Genomic DNA, 5,706 nt, shown 5'->3' with positions numbered 1-5,706 from the left:
GTTGGTTGTAAAAGTATTACTTTTACCATAGATAAATTCTTGTTATTTCTAGCTCTATCATAGGCTAAGTTAGAACTTCTAATCTCCTTATCCAAGGTTTCCTCTAATAATTTAATCTTATAATTATATATACTATTTTAAAATTCAAAGTAAAACGCATATCTTCCAGGTGTAATTGAGTTATCAGGCATTGTAGTATAGTCTACTAAGTTTAAATTTAATTTTTTTATTGTACTTTTTATAGAATTAGTTAAATGTTCTTCATTAGTTTTTTCAGATACCATATTCAACACTTGATTCTTCCTATATAAAAACTCCACTTCAGGACAATTATTATAAAATCCAACTACCTGAATAACATCACCCATTCTATATCTATAAAGGCCAGCATAATTAGGTAAATTATTTATTAAAGTTTTTATGTAATCTTCCAATCCTTACTTTAACAAGCAACTATTTCCTTTATCATAAACTCTTTTCCACATAATAACTCCCATTCTTCACTTGTACAGCTTGGACACTTACTGCTATTCTCAATGATATTAAAAACTTTTCTACACTTTTTACATATTGCATTACCTGGTAATATTTCAATCTTTAATTTTGTGTTCTGTAATTTTGTACCATCTACAGCTACCGGATAACAAGATTCAATATATTTAGGAATCATTGATGAGAGTTCTCCAATTTGTAGAACTATTGTATCTATTTTCTTTAATCCATTCTTTTCTGCGAAATTTTCAACAGTTTTAACCACTTCAATTACTACACCTAATTCATGCATTAAAATCACCCTTCTTATCTAGGTAAAAAGGTGGAGGGTAACTATATGTTCCCTCACCTTTTCTCCTGTAATATGTCAATTATTTCGTTTTATTTTTAAGAATCTTTTGTGAATAACTTTTTAATCTTTCTAGCTGTGATTACACATTTACGCTTAATTATATTTTTAACAATTATAGGTTTAAGCTTTTCAAGTGGTACACTTTGTGCATCATATTTTCTAAAAAGTGTAATAGCATCAAACTTACATCTGGTTGTACATGCACCACATCCTATACATTGATATTCATCTGTAATTGTAGCACCACAACCAAGGCAACGTTCTGTTTCCTTCATCACTTGCTCTTCAGTAAATGTAGGGCGTAAATCCTTAAAGGTTTCTTTTGATCTCTTTCCATCTACATGGTCTACTTTCTGCCTTGGTATGCGGTCATATCCTTGTAATGTTAAGTTTTCTTTATCAAGTGCAGAGTACTGTCTTCTATCTCTTCCAAGAACTAAGCTCTGTCCAGGTTGAACATAGCGATGAATTGAAATTGCACCTTCTTTACCCAAAGCAATGGCATCAATAGCAAACTTAGGACCTGTTAATGCATCCCCACCAGCAAATACATCTGACTCCCCTGTCTGTAGAGTGAAGGAATCTGCTTTCACTGTCTTGTTTGGATTCAATTCTATTTTGCTGTCTTCTAGCAATCTACCCCAATCCATTCCTTGACCTACTGAAATTAGAACATGATTTGTCTTTACAATCTTAGTGATCTCTTCATCAAACATAGGACTAAATTTTCCATTATCATCAAAAACTGAAAGACATTTTTTAAATTCTATGCCTATTACTTTCCCATTTTCTTCAAGAATTCGCTTTGGACCCCAAGAATTGTTAACTTCAATGCTTTCTGATAATGCTTCTTCAATTTCTTCTTCAAGGGCTGGCATTTCCTCTCGACTTTCAAGACAGAACATGTTAACCTTTGAAGCTCCAACTCTTGTAGCTGTTCTTGAAACATCAATAGCAACGTTACCGCCACCAATTACCACCACGTCTCCTTCAAGGTTTACCTCATTACCAAGGTTTACATTACGTAAGAAATCAACTCCTGTAATAACCCCTTCTAAATCTTCACCCTGGATACCAAGGTTTCTGCCTAACTGAGCACCGATTGCAAGATAGAATGCTTCATATCCTTGACCTCTTAAGTATTTAAGACTTATGTCTTTACCTACTTCAATACCAGTTTTAAATTCTACTCCTAGTTCTCTTAAAATATCTATTTCTGCGTTTATAACTTCTTTTTCTAATCTATAAGAAGGAATACCAAGGGTAAGCATACCACCAAGTACCTTTTGCTTTTCAAATACCGTTACCTTATAACCATCAAGAGCTAAATAAAAAGCACAAGAGAGACCTGAAGGACCACCACCTATAACTGCAATTTTATTACCATATTCATGTCTTAATTTTGGTACATAACGAGTATCCATTTTTAAATCTTGTTCAGCAATGAATTTTTTAATTTCATCTATAGCAACTGGCTCATCAATATCTCCTCTAGTACAAGCAGATTCACATTTCCTTGGACAAATACGCCCACATACAGCCGGAAACGGATTTTCATTCTTGATAAGTTCAAGCGCTTCTTTATATCTTCCTTGAGATGCTAGCTTAACATAGCCTTGAACGGAAATATGTGCTGGACATTGTGTTTTACAAGGACTTGTACCTGTATCAACAACATTTTTCTTGTTGATACGATGATCAACATTCCATTTATCTGAACCCCACTCTGTATTATGGGCAAAGTCAACTCTCTTCTTTTCAACAATTGGCGTTTTAGCACATAATTTTTGACCTAATTTCAATGCATTAACCGGACAAATTTGAACACACTCTCCACAACCAACACATTTGTCTTTATCAACTCTTGATACATAATTTGAGCGCACCATATCATTATTTAAGAACATTCCTGCAATTCTCGTAGCGTAACATGAACAGCCGCAACAGTTACAAATGGCATGAGTTTTTCCTGGACCATCTGCATTTGGCATTTGGTGCATTAAACCATTTTCTTCGGCTCTTTTAATGATTTCAAAAGCTTCTTCGCGGGTAATTGCTCTTCCTCTTCCTGTACGGATATAGTATTCAGCAGCATGACCAAGCTGAATACACATATCTTCCTTCAAGTGGCCACAACCTTCTCCCATAGCTTCTCTTGATGTACGACAAGAACAATCCGAAACGGAGAAAACAGTATTTTCATTGAGATATTTAGAAACTTCCTCATAAGATGCTCTTCTTGTTTCACCTTGAATTGATGTTTCTATAGGGATAACACGCATAGGGCCTGTTCCTACTGGAAAAATGCCTGCTGTTATAGGTGCTTTTTTTCTTCCATAGGCCTCAAAAGCCTCAGCAATTTGCTTATAATTCTCAACATTTTCCTTATGTGGATGGTTAACTATCATTTCCATGTGTCCTGGAACCCAAATCTCAAACCAGTACTTGTCAACGCCATCTTCTTCACCAACAAAGCAAACACCAGCAATGGCTAGTTCCCATAGGATTCTCTTTGTTTCCTCTAAAGATTTGCCACATAAAACAGCAACTTCTTCTGCGCTCTTTGGTTTACGGAATTCAATACAAAGTCCTACTTCTGCCATTTCTTCTGTAACAACTGGTTCCAAAATTTTATATTCTGGATCCTCCGGCTTTATTTCATTTTTTGAACCAGGTTTTATCTTACTTATATGATTTGCAAGTTCTAATACTTTTACTTTTACCATACCCATTCCCCCAATAATTTTTCATTATACCCTATTTTTTATTCCAATCTTTTACTTCATTACGTATCCAGTTAACCCAGTCATCAATTCCCTCACCAGTTCTAGCAGAGATTGGGATAACCTTGATATTTGGATTCAATTTTTTCACACGCTCTTTCACTACTTCTAAATCAAAGTCAAAATAATCTATTACATCTATCTTGTTAATTAATAAAACATCAACAATGGAAAACATCAAAGGATATTTTAAGGGCTTGTCATCTCCCTCTGGTATACTTAATATCATAGCATTTTTTGATGAACCAGTATCAAATTCTGCTGGGCATACTAAGTTACCTACATTTTCTAATATTACAAAATCAACATCTTCTGTTCCCAATCCATTTAGTCCTTGTTTGGTCATATCTGCATCAAGATGGCACATGCCACCAGTATGCAATTGTATTACCTTTGCACCTGTCTTGGAAACAGTATTAGCGTCCACATCTGAGTCAATATCAGCTTCTAAGACCCCAATACTCATTTCATCTTTTAAAGCTTCAATTGTTCTTAAAACAGTTGTTGTTTTCCCTGACCCTGGTGATGACATTAAATTTAACAAAAAAGTCTTATCTTTTTTTAAATCTTCCCTAAGTAGTTCTGCTTGTTTATCATTGTTTTCGAAAATATTTTGCTTAATCTCAATAACTTTATACATATCCATACTATTCTACACCCCCATTTAATTTTTCTTTTTTACATTAAAATATAAAAAATATTACTTACAATAAAATTGTATCATGGAATCCATATTAATGAAATATATTCCCATATATGCTTTAATATGATATATTTTACTGTATGCTATCTGTTATTTTCCTATTGATTATTTTAAAATTTTGTAGCATGATTGCTACTAAGACTTTGAACATTTTATTTCCGTGGACTATTGACGATATTTCACCATGGTTATGGTTGGCCTCGCATATATGTAAAACCTACTTTTCTATATAATTTATATCTTCACTGATAATTCAATCATTCATATTACTATTTCTCTCATGTTATACTACTCATTTGCAAAGTTCCTATTCATATATTTTCTTAATCATCTAAAATTCTCTTTTAATACTAATATATATTCAATTTCAACTCACCACTTAAATAACAAAAAAATCACACCTATTTATGGTGCGATTCCCCTCTTTATGTCTCATCTTAACTTTTTTAATTCGTCCATTAAGTATGAAATTACTTCTTCCTTCGTTTCAGGTTTATCATGTCCCAGAACATAAGTATTAAAATCAATTTCCTTAATTAGTTCAATAAAACACCCTAACTTATCCTTATCATAATAGCCATTATTATCATAGTGATCTTCACAATCTGCATCACCAATAAAAACCACTTTTTCTTCCGGTACATAAATCAATACCGAATCTTCTGAATAAGGTGCTTCAATTTCAGTTATCTCGCAATAAATACCACCCAAATCAATTTTTAAACTTCCGCTAAATTCTATATCTGCAGAAGCTACTTTTATATCTTGTCTGTTTGAATACTCCAATTTAATACATTTGTCACACATTTCAATATCTTTACCTGTTTCAAGTCTACTTTTCATATCATCATCAGACCATTGCCATGTTGCAACTTCTTTCAATTTATTATTTGTCAATTGTCCAGCAATTGTCTTTCCTGCTACTGAATGCATGCCAAATGTATGATCCCAATGCCAATGGGTAATCACTGTATAATCTGGTAATTTCAAACCTACATTATTTAATTCACAATAAAATTTTTCTACATGTTTAGCTGAATTACCTGCATCTATAGCCAATGAACATTTATCTCCTTTGATATATCCAATAACTGGCCTATCAGTTTCTTCTTCGGCAGGTAAATAATAAATTCTATTAGATATTTTTTTTAATTCCATAAACTAACTTCCTCTTCTTTCTTACTTATTCAAAAGTATTTTATATTTAGTTAAGTATAATAGCAATTGAGGCATATCTACGTGTAATTAATATAAATAAACTTTAATTATATTATTTGAAATTTATGATATACATACTTACATTTTATAGCATAATATCCACACGAACAATATTATTTATATATTTATTTTCTTATCTCCTTGTATAATGTAGTCAT

At 32.5% G+C, this 5,706-nt stretch carries 6 protein-coding genes; all 6 read right to left on the bottom strand.

Annotated features, from left to right (window positions below; translation table 11 throughout):
* Nucleotides 1-95: hypothetical protein (locus tag B2671_RS17705; RefSeq protein WP_422653247.1), on the bottom strand; the 95-nt coding region annotated here is incomplete at its 3' end.
* A gap of 42 nt (nucleotides 96-137) precedes the next feature.
* Complete coding sequence (locus tag B2671_RS16190; RefSeq protein ID WP_422653246.1) at nucleotides 138-434, bottom strand: hypothetical protein; 297 nt, start codon at nucleotides 432-434, stop codon at nucleotides 138-140.
* A gap of 8 nt (nucleotides 435-442) precedes the next feature.
* Nucleotides 443-784 carry a hydrogenase maturation nickel metallochaperone HypA gene (locus tag B2671_RS16185; RefSeq protein ID WP_346871328.1) on the bottom strand — a complete coding sequence of 114 codons (342 nt, stop codon included), beginning with the start codon at nucleotides 782-784 and terminating at the stop codon, nucleotides 443-445.
* Nucleotides 785-879: 95 nt separating this feature from the next.
* A complete protein-coding gene (locus B2671_RS16180; protein WP_346871327.1) occupies nucleotides 880-3,570 on the bottom strand; it encodes an FAD-dependent oxidoreductase in 2,691 nt (896 codons plus the stop codon).
* A 31-nt stretch (nucleotides 3,571-3,601) separates the two neighbouring features.
* Nucleotides 3,602-4,273, bottom strand: a complete 672-nt coding sequence (gene hypB / locus B2671_RS16175; RefSeq protein ID WP_346871326.1) for a hydrogenase nickel incorporation protein HypB — start codon at nucleotides 4,271-4,273, stop codon at nucleotides 3,602-3,604.
* A gap of 489 nt (nucleotides 4,274-4,762) precedes the next feature.
* Entirely contained in the window at nucleotides 4,763-5,488 is a 726-nt protein-coding gene (locus tag B2671_RS16170) for an MBL fold metallo-hydrolase (RefSeq protein ID WP_346871325.1), read from the bottom strand.
* Nucleotides 5,489-5,706 lie beyond the last annotated feature (218 nt).

The sequence above is a fragment of the Clostridium sp. UBA5119 genome, from assembly GCF_002414285.1.
Taxonomy (GTDB): Bacteria; Bacillota; Clostridia; order Clostridiales; family Clostridiaceae; genus Clostridium_J; species Clostridium_J sulfidigenes.
The sequence above is the reverse complement of the archived record's forward strand: the minus strand, read 5'-3'. Positions and strand labels throughout refer to the sequence as shown.

Coding starts and splice junctions, on each gene's coding strand:
- hypB (WP_346871326.1), bottom strand. CDS start 4,273: ATGGATATGTATAAAGTTATTGAGATTAAGCAAAATATTTTCGAAAAC.
- B2671_RS16170 (WP_346871325.1), bottom strand. CDS start 5,488: ATGGAATTAAAAAAAATATCTAATAGAATTTATTATTTACCTGCCGAA.
- B2671_RS16185 (WP_346871328.1), bottom strand. CDS start 784: ATGCATGAATTAGGTGTAGTAATTGAAGTGGTTAAAACTGTTGAAAAT.
- B2671_RS16180 (WP_346871327.1), bottom strand. CDS start 3,570: ATGGTAAAAGTAAAAGTATTAGAACTTGCAAATCATATAAGTAAGATA.